General features: G+C 41.1%; 15 protein-coding genes. 10 read left to right on the forward strand and 5 right to left on the reverse strand.

From position 1 onward, the window contains the following. Window positions 1-88: 88 nt before the first annotated feature. Window positions 89-274, reverse strand: coding sequence for a YhzD family protein (locus ACZ5Q7_RS08060; RefSeq protein WP_343752064.1), 186 nt, complete (start codon window positions 272-274; stop codon window positions 89-91). A 121-nt stretch (window positions 275-395) separates the two neighbouring features. Between ACZ5Q7_RS08060 and ACZ5Q7_RS08065 the strand changes: the two genes are divergently transcribed. The 7 genes from ACZ5Q7_RS08065 (at window position 396) to ACZ5Q7_RS08095 (ending at window position 8,773) form a co-directional block, all read left to right on the forward strand. Beyond that, the gene (locus tag ACZ5Q7_RS08065; RefSeq protein ID WP_343752063.1) at window positions 396-1,295 is read left to right on the forward strand and encodes an ABC transporter ATP-binding protein; all 900 of its coding nucleotides are present in this window, start codon (window positions 396-398) and stop codon (window positions 1,293-1,295) included. Continuing rightward, window positions 1,288-2,538: an ABC transporter permease gene (locus tag ACZ5Q7_RS08070; RefSeq protein WP_343752062.1), complete on the forward strand. Its 1,251-nt coding sequence runs from the start codon at window positions 1,288-1,290 to the stop codon at window positions 2,536-2,538. The genes ACZ5Q7_RS08065 and ACZ5Q7_RS08070 overlap by 8 nt, the downstream gene beginning before the upstream one ends. A 122-nt stretch (window positions 2,539-2,660) precedes the next feature. Then, window positions 2,661-3,887 carry a metallophosphoesterase family protein gene (locus tag ACZ5Q7_RS08075; protein WP_343752060.1) on the forward strand — a complete coding sequence of 409 codons (1,227 nt, stop codon included), beginning with the start codon at window positions 2,661-2,663 and terminating at the stop codon, window positions 3,885-3,887. A gap of 1 nt (window position 3,888) precedes the next feature. Next, the gene (locus ACZ5Q7_RS08080; RefSeq protein ID WP_343752059.1) at window positions 3,889-6,840 is read left to right on the forward strand and encodes an ATP-binding protein; all 2,952 of its coding nucleotides are present in this window, start codon (window positions 3,889-3,891) and stop codon (window positions 6,838-6,840) included. Between the two features lie 103 nt (window positions 6,841-6,943). After that, window positions 6,944-7,504, forward strand: coding sequence for a GbsR/MarR family transcriptional regulator (locus tag ACZ5Q7_RS08085; RefSeq protein WP_343752068.1), 561 nt, complete (start codon window positions 6,944-6,946; stop codon window positions 7,502-7,504). A 47-nt stretch (window positions 7,505-7,551) separates the two neighbouring features. Beyond that, complete coding sequence (gene yhaM, locus ACZ5Q7_RS08090) at window positions 7,552-8,499, forward strand: 3'-5' exoribonuclease YhaM (RefSeq protein ID WP_343752058.1); 948 nt, start codon at window positions 7,552-7,554, stop codon at window positions 8,497-8,499. A gap of 73 nt (window positions 8,500-8,572) precedes the next feature. Further along, window positions 8,573-8,773: a sporulation YhaL family protein gene (locus tag ACZ5Q7_RS08095; protein WP_343752056.1), complete on the forward strand. Its 201-nt coding sequence runs from the start codon at window positions 8,573-8,575 to the stop codon at window positions 8,771-8,773. A gap of 64 nt (window positions 8,774-8,837) precedes the next feature. Here the strand turns inward: ACZ5Q7_RS08095 and ACZ5Q7_RS08100 are convergent, their stop codons facing one another. The 4 genes from ACZ5Q7_RS08100 to ACZ5Q7_RS08115 all read right to left on the reverse strand — a co-directional run bounded on the left by ACZ5Q7_RS08100 (window position 8,838) and on the right by ACZ5Q7_RS08115 (window position 11,677). Beyond that, on the reverse strand, window positions 8,838-9,761 hold the full coding sequence (locus tag ACZ5Q7_RS08100; protein WP_343752054.1) for a peptidylprolyl isomerase: 924 nt from the start codon (window positions 9,759-9,761) through the stop codon (window positions 8,838-8,840). Between the two features lie 97 nt (window positions 9,762-9,858). Next, the gene (locus ACZ5Q7_RS08105; protein ID WP_343752052.1) at window positions 9,859-10,050 is read right to left on the reverse strand and encodes a hypothetical protein; all 192 of its coding nucleotides are present in this window, start codon (window positions 10,048-10,050) and stop codon (window positions 9,859-9,861) included. A 309-nt stretch (window positions 10,051-10,359) separates the two neighbouring features. Continuing rightward, window positions 10,360-10,902 (reverse strand): DUF3267 domain-containing protein, encoded by a 543-nt coding sequence (locus ACZ5Q7_RS08110; RefSeq protein WP_343752051.1) that lies wholly within the window; start codon window positions 10,900-10,902, stop codon window positions 10,360-10,362. Window positions 10,903-11,206: 304 nt separating this feature from the next. After that, entirely contained in the window at window positions 11,207-11,677 is a 471-nt protein-coding gene (locus ACZ5Q7_RS08115) for a GbsR/MarR family transcriptional regulator (protein WP_343752050.1), read from the reverse strand. 431 nt (window positions 11,678-12,108) lie between these two features. Here ACZ5Q7_RS08115 and ACZ5Q7_RS08120 point away from each other — a divergent pair, with 431 nt between their 5' ends. The 3 genes from ACZ5Q7_RS08120 to ACZ5Q7_RS08130 all read left to right on the forward strand — a co-directional run bounded on the left by ACZ5Q7_RS08120 (window position 12,109) and on the right by ACZ5Q7_RS08130 (window position 15,203). Next, entirely contained in the window at window positions 12,109-13,326 is a 1,218-nt protein-coding gene (locus ACZ5Q7_RS08120; protein WP_343752049.1) for a quaternary amine ABC transporter ATP-binding protein, read from the forward strand. After that, complete coding sequence (locus ACZ5Q7_RS08125) at window positions 13,319-14,158, forward strand: ABC transporter permease (RefSeq protein ID WP_343752047.1); 840 nt, start codon at window positions 13,319-13,321, stop codon at window positions 14,156-14,158. The genes ACZ5Q7_RS08120 and ACZ5Q7_RS08125 overlap by 8 nt, the downstream gene beginning before the upstream one ends. Before the next feature lie 85 nt (window positions 14,159-14,243). After that, window positions 14,244-15,203, forward strand: a complete 960-nt coding sequence (locus ACZ5Q7_RS08130) for a glycine betaine ABC transporter substrate-binding protein (protein WP_343752046.1) — start codon at window positions 14,244-14,246, stop codon at window positions 15,201-15,203. Window positions 15,204-15,265 lie beyond the last annotated feature (62 nt).

Consider the following 15,265-nt stretch of genomic DNA (forward strand, 5'->3'; position numbering starts at 1 on the left):
TTTATGATAATGTGCCTGTTGTTCTTCCCCTGGCCTGCTGATAAGTTATAAATAGTAATACTTTCCAATGACAAATGAAACCGCTTGTTTACCGATGAAATAACACAAGTGTCGCATCCGGTGATACGCAGCGGTGCGTGTATTCGCTGTATCCTTTTTCGGCCAGCTGTTCTTGGCCGATTTTTTTGGCTTCATCGTTATTGGCTGCTTCAAACGACTCATCAAGCAGTTTTTCCCCGGATTTGTCAAACGCCGTCAATACATATGTTTTCATAGGGTCTTCCTCCTTGGAATTTGATTGGTATATGTGGTAGCCATTTCCTTTCAGAAGGTTCCGAAACATAAGGTTATGATATAATGAAATGTATCATAAAAGACGAAAGGAGAGAAGTGAAATGACTCTGAAATTGGAAAATGTGTCAAAACGGTTTGGAAGCACGATTGCGATTGACCATCTTTCCATTGAAATTCCGGAAAAAGAAATGGTTGGTTTTTTGGGCGGGAACGGTGCTGGCAAAACAACAACATTCCGTATGATATTGGGCTTGTTAGATATGACAGAGGGTGCTATTACATGGAATGATGCACCTATCGGTTATGACAGAAGCGATTTAATTGGGTATCTCCCGGAAGAACGGGGGTTGTATCCTAAACAAAAGGTATGGGAACAACTGGTCTATCTTGCCAAATTGCGAGGGATGAACAAAAGGACAGCTTTAACCGAATTGGAAGGATGGCTCCAACGTTTTGACGTACCTGAGTATAAGAACAAAAAGGTGGAAGAGTTATCAAAAGGGAACCAGCAAAAAATTCAATTTATTTCCGCTGTTATACATAAACCAAATCTGCTTATATTGGATGAGCCATTCTCCGGTTTGGATCCGATAAATGTAGAGTTGATGAAACAGGCTGTCGTAGATTTGAAAAACGAAGGAACGTCCATCGTATTCTCGTCTCATCGGATGGATCATGTGGAGGAGCTATGCAACCATCTGTGCATTTTGCATGAAGGGAAGCCGGTGGTGCATGGGAAATTAAAAGACATCAAACGATCATTTGGAAAAAAGAAAGTCATTGTCCATGCTGATTTCCCATTGGAATTTCTGAAACAGTATGCAGGTGTTCGTCAATATAAATCAGTCATGGAAGGCTGTGAACTGCAAATTGAAAATGAAGCTGTTGCTGAAGATATTTTCACGGACCTCAACGGAAAAGGGTTTGTCCGCAAATTTGAGCTGGAAGAGCCTTCGCTGAATGATATATTTATAGAGAAGGCGGGTGCTTCGTATGAATAAGTTTGGAACGATTATGGCCTATACATATATGACTCGCTTTAAAACGAAATCGTTTTTAATCAGTACCATTCTTTCATTGCTGTTTGTCTATGCCGTCGCAAACGTACAAACGATAATTGATGTGTTCACCAGTGATGAAGCAGAAGAAATTGCTGTTCTGGATCAAAGTGGAGAATTATTTCAGTCATTGGAGGAAAAGGTGGAAGGCACCAGCGACGATATGGATTTAGTTGCATTTGACGGTACGGAGGAAGCAGGCAAAAAAGCTGTTAAGGATGAGGGTTATAGCGCATTTGTTACGTTATCAAGGAATAGTAAACAGTTGCCCCAAGCAGCTTACTATGCAAATAACATAACTGAAACCGGCCAACAATCGGTTATTAAACAGCAATTGCAGCAGATGAAAATAGCGGTAGCCACTGAGCAGGCCGGTATCGATCAGGCGACGATTTCCGAAATATATGAACCTGTCACATTTAATACGATGTCCTTGGATGAAGATGCCAAAACATCGGAGGAATTAAATCAGGCAAGAGGGATTGTTTATGTGATGTTATTTTTGCTGTATTTGTCGGTGCTTATTTATGGAAATATGATTGCTACCGACATCGCTACCGAAAAATCATCCCGTGTCATGGAAATTTTAATATCCAGTGCATCGCCAGTTACTCATATGTTTGCCAAAATCATAGGAACAGCTTTGCTTGGATTGACTCAGATTGCTGCAATTGCAGGATTAGGCTATGTCATGCTGGTTGTCAAACGAGATGAGCTGACAGGTGGTATTTTTGACTATTTTGGTTTGCAGAATGCATCTGCCTCCGTTTTCATTTATGCCATTGTATTTTTCGTACTTGGATACTTATTGTATGCGACATTGGCTGCCATGCTGGGGTCGCTCGTCAGCAGGCTGGAAGATGTGCAACAGATGATGTTGCCGATGACATTTCTGGTTATGATTGCATTTTTTATTGCCATATTTGGACTGGGTATGCCGGAATCAATGATCGTCAAGGTATCTTCCTATATACCTTTCTTTTCACCGATGCTGATGTTTTTGCGTGTTGGCATGCTTGATATACCAGTGTGGGAAATAGCTATTTCCATCGGTATTCTAGTTGCAACGATTGCTTTATTTGCTGTGATAGGCGCTCGTATCTACAAAGGTGGTGTTTTGATGTATGGCCCCTCAGCAACTTTTAAGGATTTTAAAAAAGCAATAGAATTGTCCAAAAAAGAATAAATAAGATAACCGACAGAGATTCGATGTCGTTTATTTTTCGATCTCAACAATTCGAACGTGCATTCGCTTTTCGTTTTTGGTAACATGGAGGAAAGACGAACCATCACAGGGAGCGGAGAACAATGGGGCACTTATCATTCATTCATGCGGCTGATTTGCATTTGGACAGTCCATTCAAGGGGCTTTCAACTATCCCGGAATCCATCTTTCATCAAGTCAAGGAAAGTACGTTTGAAGCACTTGACCGTCTTGTACAGGCTGCTATCGCAAAACAGGTCGATTTTGTTTTGCTTGCCGGGGATGTATTCGATAATGAAAAACAGAGTCTAAAGGCGCAAGTCCGATTGCGGAATGCGTTTGAACAACTGCAGCATTATCATATTAAGGTATATATGTCCCATGGCAATCATGATTTCACTGCTGGTAATAGCAATCCGATCACCTATCCGGATAATGTCGTTGTTTTTCCGGATGAGACGGTGACCCACGTTACTTATAAAAAAAACGATGAAACGTTGGCCGCGATATATGGTTTCAGTTATAAAAATCGTGCCGTTACATCCAACAAGGCTAAAGAATTTGTTCCGGTTTCTGGAGGGGTCCCGTATCACATTGCCATGTTGCATGGAAGCGTGGACGGCAACAAGGAACATGATGTCTACGCCCCTTTCCATATATCAGATTTAACGGACAAAGATATGGACTATTGGGCACTTGGGCATATTCATCAGAAGGAAATACTCAAAGAAAATCCGGCCATTGTTTATCCCGGCAACATACAAGGTCGAAACAGCAAGGAATCAGGACAAAAAGGCTGTTATCATGTGGAATTATCGGAGAAGGGTGCAATATTGACTTTTCTCCCATTACAGTCGATGGAATTCAAAAAACAATCTGTGGACATATCCAGCTGTGATGAGCCTCATCAGCTGGAGCGCATTTTGTTAGAAGCTATTGATCGAACGGACAAGACTTGCCCGGAATTGGTCCATCTAACACTGAACGGAGTCCGGACACATCTCCGCAAATGGGAAGAGACTGCCGAGGAAGTAGTTCAGCTTGTGAACGAAGTGCTTATGCATCGCACGAACTGGACATATATTTACCGTTGTCAGCTGACAGCGGTAGAGAAGGAATCATTCCATTCGTTGAAGCAAAGTGGCCATTTTGCCGGCGAATTACTTAAATATGTTGATAAAGCTTCCATACAGCCGTATTTGGATGAATTGTACCGGCATAGGCAGGCTAAAAAATATGTACAGGCCATGTCATCGGAGCAGGAAAAGCGGGTGAAGGACAAAGCCAAACAGCTGTTGATCGATGAGTTATTGTATCAGGAGGGAGACTGACGTGCACATAAAAAAAGCCGTCATTTATGGCTTTGGTAAATGGGTGGATCATACCATAGATTTTACAGATGAGTCGTTCGTTTGTATGTATGGCAACAATGAATCAGGAAAAACAACCGTTCAACAATTTTTGTTATTTATGTTGTTTGGGATGCCTCCCCAAAAGCGGGCCGGATACAAACCGAAAACAAGTGGAAAAATGGGGGGGAGACTGACGGTTCACGATGCGGATATCGGTGCATTTGTCATTGAGCGGTTGCACGATGTGTCTAATGGGAAAGCCATTTGTTATACATCGGATGGCAAAGAACATGATGAATCGTGGCTTCAGAAGCAACTGAAAGGGATGACGAAAGAGATCTATCAGTCCATTTTTTCATTTTCGGCACTTGATTTGCTCGATATTCGAAATATGCACGAAGAAGAACTGGGAGAGGTGTTGCTTGGCATTGGCATGACCGGGTCCAATCAAATACACACCTTAGAAAAAAAGCTTGATGATCAATTAAATAAACTGTTCAAACCCTTTGGCAAAAAACCGGAAATAAATCAGCAACTTGCATCTTTGGATACACTGGATCATGCTCTGAAACACTATCAAAAGAATGAACAGGATTACCGGACTAGCAAGGAATCGCTTCATCAGCTGGACAATGAATTAATTTTGCAACAAAGACGACTAGATGAGACGCGAGATGCCGTGTTTCGACTGAATCAACAACGGCAGGCTCTTCCCATTCTGAAAGACTACCACCGGCTGAAGAATCAACATCAGACATTCCCCGATGGATTCTCGTTTCCGGAAGACGGTATAAAACGGATGGAACAGGTTGATGAAAAACTGCTTCCGTTAAAAAGCGAATGTTCCGTGCTTCAGAATAATAAAGACGCGTATGTTACCAAGCGGAATGACCTCCAAAATGACCTTTATGATGAGACAGTATATGAACAACTGGCCGCCTTTTTAGAAGAAAAACAAACCTGGCTGGACAGACAAAAACAGATCGACGAGTATGCAAAAACCATTCAAAAATCAACATGGCAAATAAATGAGGAACTAAAGCAGCTTGATGCCGGTATAACAATGGACGACCTGTCATGGCTTCAGCTGCCTTTTTCCGCAGAAAAGACGTGGAATCAGCTTAAAAATGAGTGGGATCAAGTCGAATTGACCAAAGCAACGTTGAATGAGGAGCATAGACAGCTGTTGAAAGAACAGGAATACTTGCATGTGCAAAAAGAAACATTGCAGGCATCGCTGATGACCACCGAACAAGAATATGACTTGCAGGAAACCGTTCGTCAGTACTACCGTCAGAAACAAATACAGGACGATGTGACGGAGCAAGCAAAAAATTGGTATCAACTGAAAAATAGACAAAAATCACAAACGAATATATGGGTTATCGGTGGTATTGTCGCATCCGCTCTGATTAGTATTGTCGCTCTTGCAATAGACCGGATGCTGCTATTGAGTGCAGCGGGAGTTATTCTGGTTGCATCTGTCGGACAATGGGTGCTCGGAAAACGATCTGTTCTGGAGTTGGACGAAATGATTGCATCAACGAATACCGATTCTATTTCTGTAACAGAAGAGGAGAAACAAGAAGCCGAACAGCTTTTGAAATCAAATGATGACAACAAACAGGAATGGTCCATTTTGCAAGACAAATGGCGCTCCAATGACATGGCTTTTTGGAAATGGGAGGAGAAACAATCCGAATGGAATCATCGAAATAACCGTTTGCAGAAACAAGTGGCTGAACAAATCAGACAATATCCATTTCTCAAACAAATAGATCTGTCACACTGGCCAGCTCTTTTTCATTCGGTTAAACATGTACTGGACGAGCAACGTCATAAAAAGTGGCAAGAACAACAGTGTGAAGAATTGCTTCAGGAAAACCGTCGTTATGAGGAAATGATCGACCAATTTTTTCATGACAGTGAATGGATCACAACTAATCGGTCGACCATGGATCAATTGACGGAGATGGAGAACATCCTACACGAATACCGAAAATCATTGTCCCTGATTGATCAATATAATGAATGGATTGCTGATACAGAAGCCAAAAAGAATAACATACAGGAACACATGCGTCTCTATGAGGATGAGTTAGCGCATCTTCTGTCCATTGCAGGGACTGATACAAAGGAAACCTTTTTAGCCAAGGGAAAGCAACTCCAGGAAAAGCAAGAATGTGCGATGAAAATAGCTGAGCTAGATGATCGATTGGTTCAACTTCTGTCCGGAGATGATTATGAAACATTAATTGTCAACGAGCCCCCGGATGAACGTGCACTCGAATCGGCCTATGAAAGAGAAACGGACCGGATCAGCGACATCGAGCATTTTATGGAACAAAAACGACAGGAACGTGCAGATGTGAAGGCATATTTGGCCAGCTTGGAATCATCCGAATCGTACTCAGACACATTGCATCGTTACACTGCGGAACAGGAAAAATTCGAAAATATGGCGGAGGAATGGGCCGTTCTAAAATCGGCCAAAGCGATGTTGGCTGACACCAAACGTCATTATCGTCAAACGTATTTACAGCAGGTTATGGAAAAAACAACACACTTTTTCCACTTGCTAACAGAGACGTCTTATTGTAGAATTTATCCGCCTGAAGAAAATAAGTCATTCCGTGTTGAGTCCTGTGATGGTATCAGATATGATGTTCATGAACTATCACAAGGGACAATTGATCAATTGTATGTATCCTTAAGATTAGGTATAAGTGACGTCATGAGCCGGGAACATAGGCTTCCATTTATTATTGATGACGCATTTGTCCATTTTGATCCGGTCCGTACGAAACGGATTGCCGAATTGTTGTCTTCTGTCTCCAATAAACAACAAGTTATTCTGTTCACATGTAAACCGAATGTCACAGAAGCTACAGCGAATGTGACAACCATTCATGGTCGCATTCCTTTGGTATAAATGATAAACTGATTTCAGATAAAGACAAGGTTGTCCCGCAGCATTTATAATATTGTAGAAGCATATGGAGGGAATTCCAGTGCAGAACGATGAAAATAATTCCATGGAAAATTTGAAATATGAAGAGACGATTGAAAAATTCATCCAAGTGATGGCCAAAAATATGAACTTATACGGTATTACTTCCTCTGTGGGACGGTTGTATGGCGTTCTGTATTTTTCGGATGAACCGATGACGTTGGATGATATGCGCAATGCCCTTGAAATGAGCAAAACGAGTATGTCGACTGGCGTCCGTACCCTGTCGGATATGCGAATGGTTGAATCAACGTTCCGAAAAGGCATTCGCAAAGATTTATATGAATCGGAAGAGGACTGGTATAAATCGTTCACGTCCTTGTTTGCCAATCGTTGGCGCCACTATACGGAAACAAATATAGAGGAAACGGATGAAACGATACGGGAACTTCGGAAAATTGCCAGGCGAACGGATGATGAACAGCTGAAGAGCAAGATTGCACGCGATATCGACCGACTGGAATACGCTAGAAACTATTACAAGTGGCTGATGGATTTTATTCAACTTGTTGATTCAGGAAAGATATTTGAATACTTGCCAAGACATGATGAGGATGAAAACAGTGACCATGATGCAATGGATTGACGAATTTTAATTTTCATTCATTGCTTTTAATTGGGGGAGGAGATGCATTGAAAAAAGGGATAGGAAACTACAGTATCGGGGATGCATTTGACGATTTTATATTGATAAAAATGTCTTCCAGAGGAGTCGCGAGCAATGGTAAACCGTTTCTGACATTAATTCTGAGAGATGCCTCGGGTGAGATTGAAGCAAAACTTTGGGATACGACGAAAGAGGATGAGGATGTATTTGTTGCAGAACAGATTGTCCGGCTTTCCGGAGAGGTCAATCAGTTCCGCGGTAAGCCACAATTAAAAATTTTTTCCATCCGGGCCGCCGGTGAGGCTGATGGTGTCCAAGTATCCGATTTTATTGCCAAGGCGCCGGTGGAAAAGGAAGTCCTTTTGGAAAAATTAACAGAGGCCATTTTTGAAATGGAAAACTCATCCCTGCAACGAATTGTGCGGGCATTGGTTAAAAAACATCAAGAGAAGTTGTTGACATATCCCGCTGCATCTAAAAACCATCATGACTACGTGTCTGGACTGGCCCATCATATTGTCAGTATGCTGGAACTGGCAAGGAGCATGCATGCCCTGTACCCGGAAATCAACAAAGACATGCTGTATGCCGGTGTGATTCTTCATGACCTGGGCAAATTAAAAGAGTTGTCCGGCGTTGTTACAACCTCTTATACGCTGGAAGGAAAATTGGTCGGCCATATTCCTTTGATGGTGGAAGAAATTGGAGATATAGCGAAAGAGTTACAGATTGAAGGGGAAGAAGTTTTGGCTCTTCAGCATTTAATTTTGTCCCATCACGGTAAGGCTGAATGGGGAAGTCCCAAACCCCCGCTTATCCGAGAAGCTGAATTGCTCCACTTGATTGATTTGGCTGATGCGCGGATGCACATGCTAAATCGGGCACTTGCCAAAGTGAATCCCGGAGAATTCACAGAACGGTTATTTGCCTTGGACAATCGATCTTTCTATAAACCATCGTTTGAACAGAATTAAAATTATTTCATTCGCATATATCGGCCCGTTTGTTCATATACATCAAACAGATTGATGGACAAGGGGGCTGATTATGATTTTTGGAGTGCCTTGGTGGGTGTTTATGATGATTCTATTTATATTTTTGAGCGGAACAATGGCCTTCCGTGCAATGCGTGCAGAGCAGAAACTGGAACATCATTATATTGAACAAGAAGGAAAGGTTTATATTGATCGGATAAGACAAGAGCGTCAGCACCGTGAAAATAAGAGACAGCGTCAACTCTCTCAATAAAGGGAAGCAGAACCATAAAACGACGAACCCATTTGCAGTTATGAGTTCGTCGTTTGTTTTATGCTTATTTGTCTTTTTCCTTATCTTTATTCTTATCCTTGTTGTCAGATTTATCTTCAGACGTCTGTTTTGCAAAAATACCTTTCAGTTCTTCTGGTTTTACGTCAATATCTGCGTCTTTCATCAGTCCGTTAACTTTTTCACGTGCTTTTTGAACATTCATCCGTTGGTTAATGATGTCACGACGGATACTACTCTTATTTTCCTCAAACGAGCCGATATCTTTTTCTTTCTTTTTCCTATCCGTCACTTTAATAATGTGATAGCCTTTTTTGGTTTTAACAGGGTCACTGACCTCCCCTTTTTCCATGCTGTAGACTTTATCTTCAAAAGGGGGAAGCATTTTTCCGGTAGGAACAGAATCAAGTTTACCGCCTTGCTCAGCCGATTTTTTGTCTTTGGAGTACTCTTTGGCCAATTTGGCGAAGTCGGCACCGTTATCCAATTTTTTCTTTATTTCTTTTGCTTTCTCTTCCTTATCAACTAAAATGTGACGAGCCTTCACCTCGGTTTTCATGCGGTCATATTTTTCTTTCAGTTCCTTTTCTGAAATATCCATATCCTCAGCTACAGCCTCTTCCTGCAGAAGGCTTAATTTGAGCATACGGCGGAACGCTTCCTCATTTTTGAGTCCTTGTTGTCGCAGAGCGGCCTTGAATTGACCTCCCAGCTTGTCTTTCGCTTTTTTCACTTCTTTATCAATTTGGTCATCGGTCACGTCGTATTTACTATTCAGAACTTCGACAGTCACCAATTCCCGGAGAACTTTTTTCCCGTGGCGATCCTTTAGTTCCTGGTAAAATTCATCTTTCGTAATGTTGCCTGCATTTGTTTCCGCGACCACTTCCGAATCGCCACTGCCGGAATCGCATGCCGTTAAGGTGAAAATGCCTGCTGTCAGCGTTGCAGCAATTGCAATTTTTTTCATCCATGAACACTCCTATACTATTGGTTGCTTGATTAATCGCTATTTCAATGTAACATAAAATGCGTTAGAAATTGTGGTATAAATGTGTAATCCAATGCTATGTTGTCACATTCAATACTTTCATATAAGAGGACACCAATAATATTAAAATCATGATATTGATAACACGGAACATGGTCGATTGCTTTTTATCTTTCATTTCCATTTTTATACAAAAACGATACGTCAATGAATTAAAAATAAGAAAAATAAATACCGCATAAAATAAAAATGGTAAGATCATCGTCATGCAAAAACCCCCTTACAAGACATCTATAACTTAATAATTGTCCATTATTATCCTTTCCCCAAATATAAAAGACTAAGGAAGATGGCAGATAACAGACTACCATCATGACGACACATTTTTGACAAAGAAAAGTCATTTTCAGTGAGTGATGTGGTATCGAAGCTTTCTTTGTCCTGTGCGTCAAACTCTAAAGTATAACGTTTCTCTATATACTGTATCAAAAGTTAACTGGGATGAACAGAGTAAAATGTGTGAAGAGAAAAATCCGGGCATCTACCCCTTTTGGAAGTGGGGTTATGCCCGGTGACGTTAGAATGATTTGATTAAAATGGCAATTTCATTATTGCTGTTTTCGATATATGCTTCCTTTGGTGCTTTAGCTATATACAAAATATATAGGAAGTCGGTAAAGGTCATCCCGATGTGAATGGATGTGAAAATCAAAAAGTATACATAGTAGTCGCTGAAAGAATAGGCTGCTATCATACCGGGAATGGTAATGAGCAGCGTTGGTGCAAGTGCAGCGAGCAATGATACGTTTTTGGATACATATTTTTTTGTATAATAATTAATATTTGAAAAGAGAAGCATATTTTGTTTATAAATCAGTTTTGCTTGTTTGTTCATCATTATCAAGGGAAGCATGTGCATGAATACATGTAAAAACGGCATGAAAAGAACTGCTAGTAAGAGTGGGAAAATGCCGAATTCATCCATAGCTGACATGTCATGCTTGATGGAGACAGGGACATACATAATCACAAAAGCTAAGAGGCCGGTCAAAAATGATTGCAAATATAATCGGTTCCATCCATACTGTTTATTCAAATTAACGATTCTTACACAATTCATTTTTGAATCCCTCCCCTATTTGGATTTTCCTATAAGATAATAGTACGGAAATACTTAAAAAGCAATAGGTTTATCGAAAAAATTATATTCTTTTTTATGAAGCTGGAAATACTGTCACAACAATCGTCAAGAATCGTGGCAACATAGGGGTGTTGGGTAGATGAAAGCCGGTTTATAATCTTTTGACGGCATAAAAAAAGAAGGAACCGATCCTTCTTTTTAATGAAAAACGATATACTCAATTTAGGAAAGTGACGGTGAACAGGCAGGATGGCTTTGAAAACGGCACGGGAGAAATCGAACGTTAATCATTATTCAAATGGCGAAATGATGATTCAATTTGTTTATGAAAGTCAATAATCTCATTTAAATGATCGGCTAATGTTGATGTATCCGTTTGAAAAATTTGAAGTTCTTTTTGTATATCTTCGAGAGCATCTTTTTGAAGGCTGGATGCTTCCAGCCATTTATTCACATAGTAGTGCATAAATGTTTTATATAGCTGGGTATTGGCCTCATATAAATCTTTGCGCACACCTTTTTGCCATACGCGGTTGACAAGGTTGGATTCAGATAAACTCCGGATACTTGTACTCATCGATGTCTTGCTTTTTCCCAGTGCTTCAGCCATTTCATCCAGTGTTTGAGGATCTTCCTGAAGATACAGATGAACAAACAATCTTGCCTCAGCAGGAGTAAGACCGAACATTTCAATCGTTTTGGCGAATTCGATAATAATTTTCTCGGTAATATTTTCCATTGTGGACCCGCACATAAAATCCTCCTACAATTCCTGGTAGTATAAAGGTTACATGAAAATGCTCAGTAATTAAAATTATGAGTGGACAAGAAATCCCGCGAAAAACAAAGAAATTAAGCGAAAAAAGCTGCACATCTTCATACAGAACAAACTGAACAAAAAAAACGTACAAAATCAACGGTGTTTATTATTTGAAATATATAAGCTATTCGGTATATAGTATAAAGAGTGGATGACGAAGCGAGGATTCTTTACTATAAAACTATTATCCTCGTCATGATAATGATATACCAAAAGGGGGAAAATGGTGTGACTGACAATTCCACGGAACCAAACCTCCCATTTCATTTATGGAAGGTGCCCGGGTTATCCGCAGACACCGAAATTATTTCCACAGCAAAGAATCAACAGACGAAAGCATTTTTAAAGTTAAGTGAGGTGAGGACATGACCAGTATAATAAAAGTAGACAAATTAACAAAGATTTTTGGCAGACGGCCTCGACAAGCCATTAACTACTTGGAAGAAAACAAATCCAAAGAAGACATTCTTGAATTGACTGGTATGACAGTAGGGGTTAATCAGTCTTCCTTTGAAGTTCAGGACGGAGAAGTGTTTGTTATTATGGGTCTTTCCGGAAGTGGAAAATCAACACTCGTCCGTATGCTGAATCGGTTAATTGAACCAACATCGGGAGAGGTGTGGTTGGATGATGAAAACATTACCGATATGGATAAAGAACAACTTCGGCAATTGCGCAGAAAAAAAATGAGCATGGTTTTCCAAAACTTTGCGCTTCTCCCGCATAAAACGATTCAAAAAAATGCTGAGTATGGTCTTGAAATCCAAAAGATTGATAAAGAAGATCGGGCTCAAAAGGCAAAGGATGCGCTTGAATTAGTTGGTCTGGGTGGTTATCTGGATAAATATCCAAGCGAATTATCCGGCGGAATGCAGCAGCGTGTCGGTTTGGCCAGGGCACTCGCTAACGACCCGGAGATCCTTTTAATGGACGAAGCCTTCAGTGCGTTGGATCCGCTCATTCGTAAAGATATGCAGGATGAATTGATGTCTCTGCAGCAATCCGTTCATAAAACCATTGTTTTTATCACACACGACTTGAATGAGGCTCTTCGTATTGGTGATCGGATTGCCTTAATGAAAGACGGAAGCATTGTGCAAATCGGCACAGCTGAGGAAATTCTTATGGAGCCGGCGAACGATTATGTTGAGCGCTTTGTGGAAGACGTTGATTTAGCAAAGGTTCTGACAGCTGGCCATGTTATGAAACGGGCAGAAAGCGTGTCCGTTGACAGAGGTGTCAATGTTGCTCTTCGTTTGATGAAAGATAGTGGCATCTCCACAATTTATGTGGTTGACAAAAAGCAAAAATTGCTTGGCTATGTAACGGCTGATCAAGCAGCGGAAGCCTCCAAAGAAGATAAACGTTTGGAAGACATACTTACATCCGATATACCGAAAGTTACATCGGATACATTGCTCACAGATATGTTTGAACCAATGACCGGTGACAAAGCCCCACTTTCTGTTGTTGATGAATCTGATAAGCTCCTCGGAATTGTGGTACGTGGTTCTGTGATTGGTGCACTTGCTGGTGACAATCAAGTATTGAATGACAATGGGGGTGAAGTAATCGATGGATAATTCCGGTACTCTTTTACCAAAACTGCCGCTTGCGGAATGGATTGAAGCATTAGTTGAATTTTTAAAAACCTATTTTTCGGCACTTTTTGATGCTATTTCCACAGTCATTGAATTTGTAACCGAAAACTTTGTAACAATAATGGAATGGTTTCCACCATTGGTGTTATTGATACTTATTGCATTGTTGGCATGGTGGGTGGTAAACTGGAAAATGGGTTTATTCGCACTCATAGGACTTGGTCTTATTAATAATTTAGGCTATTGGCCAGAATTGATTGAGACGATTTCATTAGTTGTCGTATCCGTTGTGATTTCGATGATTATTGGAATTCCATTTGGTATATGGATGTCACAAAAAGCACCTGTACAAGCTATTATTACTCCTGTTCTTGACTTCATGCAGACAATGCCCGCGTTTGTTTATCTGATTCCGGCCGTTGTCTTCTTCAGCCTTGGTATGGTACCTGGGGTTGTGGCAACGATTATCTTCTCGATGCCGCCGACAGTCCGGCTTACCAACCTTGGTATTCGACAGGTCGATCAGGAACTTATTGAAGCATCCAATGCATTTGGGTCATCGACTGGTCAAAGGCTGACAAAGGTACAAATACCGCTTGCTATGTCAACCATTATGGCAGGTATTAACCAGACGATTATGCTTTCATTATCGATGGTTGTTATCGCCTCAATGGTAGGCGCACCGGGCTTAGGAACCGTTGTGTACAGAGCTGTAACACAAGTTGCCATTGGACCGGGCTTCGAAGGTGGTTTATCTCTTGTTATACTAGCAATGTTGCTGGATCGTATTACACAAGGGGCAAGTAAAAACTAGTATGTTGACAAGCCTGTTGCATCTATACGATGCCTCGGCTTGAGCAATATAAATATAAATTATTATTAGAGGAGGGTCTGTTCTTATGCTTAAGAATCTTAGATTTATAGCCTTGGCCGCGGCACTGCTCTTAGCCGTTACATTGGTAGCTTGTGGCGGTGGAGACGATAGTGAAGGAGATAATGGCAACTCCGGTGACAGCGGTAATGGTGACGGTGGTGACAGCAGCAGTGGTGTGGAACTCGGTGAAAAAGAATTGACAGTTCCATATGTCGCATGGGCTGGCGCCATTGCTCGGACACCACTGGTTAAACAGCTGTTGGAAGAAGTCGGTTATACGGTTGAAACCAAGCAAGTTGAAGCAGGTGCGATGTGGTCGGGTGTTGCCGAGGGCGATGCATCATTTATGACAGCCTCATGGCTTCCTGCAACACACCAGAGCTATCAGGAGAAATATGGTGATAAAGTAGAGGAGGTTGGCATTTTTGTTGATAAAGCCCCCCTTGCACTCACCGTTCCATCCTATATGGATGTTGAATCAGTTAAAGATTTGAAAGGCAACAAAGACCTCGGTGAAGCTGTTGATTGGACAATCAATGGTATTGATCCTGGTGCCGGCATTATGCAGAATACACAAGATGCTTTGAAAAAATATAATCTTGAAAAATGGGAGCTGCAAGAAGCATCAGAAGGTGCGATGATTTCCGCATTGCAAGAAGCTATTGATAACGAAGAAAAAATTGTTGTACCACTCTGGAAGCCGCATTGGGCATTTGCCAAAATGGATCTGAAAATGCTTGACGATCCTAAAGAAATCTACGGTGGTGAAGGAGACCGTATCGGCGCCGTAGCCAAGAAAAGTTTCAAAGATGATTCACCAGCGGCATATAAATTCCTTGAACGTTTCACGGAAGATTATAATCAGGAAATTGAGAACGTCCTGCTTAAAAAAGGCAGAGAAATGGAGCCTGAGAAAGCAGCGAAAGAATACATTAGCAACAATCAGGAAAAAGTTGATGAGTGGACAAAAGGTCTCGGCAACTAACTATCGAAAAAAAGCTGTCTCATAGAATGAGGCAGCTTTTTTCGTTTGTAGGCATGGTGTTT

The organism is Lentibacillus halophilus, from assembly GCF_055395055.1.

Excerpts from the sequence above, each read along its gene's own strand:
- ACZ5Q7_RS08060 (WP_343752064.1), bottom strand. The coding sequence starts at position 274 with ATGAAAACATATGTATTGACGGCGTTTGACAAATCCGGGGAAAAACTG.
- ACZ5Q7_RS08065 (WP_343752063.1), top strand. The coding sequence starts at position 396 with ATGACTCTGAAATTGGAAAATGTGTCAAAACGGTTTGGAAGCACGATT.
- ACZ5Q7_RS08070 (WP_343752062.1), top strand. The coding sequence starts at position 1,288 with ATGAATAAGTTTGGAACGATTATGGCCTATACATATATGACTCGCTTT.
- ACZ5Q7_RS08075 (WP_343752060.1), top strand. The coding sequence starts at position 2,661 with ATGGGGCACTTATCATTCATTCATGCGGCTGATTTGCATTTGGACAGT.
- ACZ5Q7_RS08085 (WP_343752068.1), top strand. The coding sequence starts at position 6,944 with ATGGAAAATTTGAAATATGAAGAGACGATTGAAAAATTCATCCAAGTG.
- ACZ5Q7_RS08095 (WP_343752056.1), top strand. The coding sequence starts at position 8,573 with ATGATTTTTGGAGTGCCTTGGTGGGTGTTTATGATGATTCTATTTATA.
- ACZ5Q7_RS08100 (WP_343752054.1), bottom strand. The coding sequence starts at position 9,761 with ATGAAAAAAATTGCAATTGCTGCAACGCTGACAGCAGGCATTTTCACC.
- ACZ5Q7_RS08105 (WP_343752052.1), bottom strand. The coding sequence starts at position 10,050 with ATGACGATGATCTTACCATTTTTATTTTATGCGGTATTTATTTTTCTT.
- ACZ5Q7_RS08110 (WP_343752051.1), bottom strand. The coding sequence starts at position 10,902 with ATGAATTGTGTAAGAATCGTTAATTTGAATAAACAGTATGGATGGAAC.
- ACZ5Q7_RS08115 (WP_343752050.1), bottom strand. The coding sequence starts at position 11,677 with ATGTGCGGGTCCACAATGGAAAATATTACCGAGAAAATTATTATCGAA.
- ACZ5Q7_RS08120 (WP_343752049.1), top strand. The coding sequence starts at position 12,109 with ATGACCAGTATAATAAAAGTAGACAAATTAACAAAGATTTTTGGCAGA.
- ACZ5Q7_RS08125 (WP_343752047.1), top strand. The coding sequence starts at position 13,319 with ATGGATAATTCCGGTACTCTTTTACCAAAACTGCCGCTTGCGGAATGG.
- ACZ5Q7_RS08130 (WP_343752046.1), top strand. The coding sequence starts at position 14,244 with ATGCTTAAGAATCTTAGATTTATAGCCTTGGCCGCGGCACTGCTCTTA.